This is a genomic window from Xanthomonas sp. 1678, from assembly GCF_031455575.1.
GTDB lineage: Bacteria > Pseudomonadota > Gammaproteobacteria > Xanthomonadales > Xanthomonadaceae > Xanthomonas_A.
In genome coordinates, this window is sequence record NZ_JAVDSZ010000032.1 from 1 (window position 1) to 1,988 (window position 1,988).

1 protein-coding gene is annotated in these 1,988 nt (G+C 69.4%); it reads right to left on the bottom strand.

Translation table 11 applies throughout. The features are described from left to right. Positions 1-1,988, bottom strand: a 1,988-nt coding sequence (locus tag J2Y70_RS22230; protein ID WP_309922729.1) for a condensation domain-containing protein, incomplete at both ends; no start/stop codon positions are given.

The window sequence follows — 1,988 nt, forward strand, 5'->3', positions numbered from 1 at the left end:
TCCAGCGGCACGTAGGCACCGCCCGCCTTCAGGATCCCCAGGATGCCGATCACCAACTCCAACCCGCGCTGCGCGCACAGCGCCACCCGCTGCTCCGGGCCTACGCCCAGTGCGCGCAGGCGATGCGCCAGTTGGTTCGCCTTGACGTTGAGTGCACCGTAGCTGAGCGACTGGTCTTCGAACACCAGGGCGATGGCCTCCGGCTGCCGCGCCGCCTGCGCTTCGAACAGTTCGTGGATCAGCGCCCGGTCCGGGTACGCCGCCTGCGTCGCATTGAACTGCGCCAGCTGCGCATGCTCGGCTTCCGGCAGCACCGTCAGCTCGCGCAACAACCGCTGTGGCACGTCGGCCAGCGCCTCCACCAGTCCCGCCAGCGCCGTGTGCAGATAACCCACCAGCCGCACCGCATCCAGCCCGGCCGTACACTGCGCCGAGAGCACGAAACCCTCGCCCACGTCGTCCACCGCCATCGCGATCGGGTAATTGGTGCGCTCTTCTTCGCGCAATACCCGCATCCCGTCCCACAGCCCTGGCTCGCCCGACAGCGGCGCCTGCACATGGCTGTGCCGGTAGTTTAACAACGCCGTGAACAACGGCAGTGCCCGGTCGACCCCGCTGCAGCGTTGCGCCAGCGACAGCGGTGCCTGCTCGTGCGCCAGCAGCTCGCCCAGCCGGCGATAGGTCTCGCGCACCGCCCCCTGTACCGTGCTGCCGGCCAACGGCAGGCGCAGCGGCAAGGTGTTGATGAACACGCCGATCGCCTGGTCCGCGCCGGCGCTGCCTTGCAGCCGGCCCGACAGTACCGTGCCGAACACCACGTCCTCGCTGCCGCTGCAGCGTGCCAGCACCTGCGCCCAGGCCACATGGAACAGCACCGCCGGCGTCACCGACCACTGCCGCGCCTGCGCCCGCACCGCCTGGGCCAGCGCAGGACCCAGGTCCTGGCGCGCCTCCGACAGCACCTTCGTGCCGCCCTGCACGTCCAGCACGTCGAACGGTGCGGTCGGTGCGGTCACGTCCTGCAGCTGCCCCCGAAAATAGCGCTCGTGCTCGGCCTGCGGCACGCTCCGGCCTTGCGCGATGAAGTCGCGATACGGCAACGGCACCGGCAGCTCTGCCTGCCGACCCTGCAGCAGCTGCTGGATCTCGGCCAGGATCAGTTCCAGCGTCACGTGGTCGCTGACCAGGTGGTGGTACAGCAAGGCGCACAGCCACTCGCCCGATCCTGCATCGACTGCCACATGCGCCTGCAGCAGCGGCGCAAGGCGGAGGTCCATGCGCAGCCGTCGTGGGTCGGTCTGCGCCAGCACCTGTTCCAGCGCCGTGCCTTGCGCCGCCAGCGCCAGCACCCGCAGCGGCGCCTGCCGTTGCACCACCTGCACCGGCTCCGGCAGGCCTTCCCAGTGCACCGCGCTGCGCAGGATGTCGTGCCGGTCGATCACCCGCTGCAAGGCGCCCAGGAACCTGTCCAACCGCGCGCGGCTGTCGAATGCCAGCACCGTGCGCAACAGGTAGGTATCGCCCTGGTCCTGCAGCAGGTGGTGGAACAACAGACCTTCCTGCAGTGGCGACAAGGGATAGATGTCCTGCACGTTGGCCACGCCGCCAGGCACCGCCGCGACCAGCGAATCGATCTGCGCCTGGCTTAGTTCGACCAGGGGCAAGAGGTCCGATGTGATCCGGCTGCAATCGGCTGCGATCCGGTTGGCGGGCGACGGTGACGCCGGCAGCGCCGGTTCCTGTGCTTCGATCCGGTGCGCCAGCTGCGCCACGGTCGGCGCCTCGAACAGGCTGCGCACGTCCACCGTCAATTCGACCTGGCGCAGGCGCTCGATCAACCCGACCACCATCAGCGAATGCCCGCCCAGTTCGAAGAAGTGGTCGTGCCGCCCAACCCGCTCCAGGCCCAGCAGTTCCTGCCACACCTGCGCGATCGCCGCTTCGGTCGGGCCCTGCGGCGCCACATAGTCCTTGCTCGCCACCGCGCT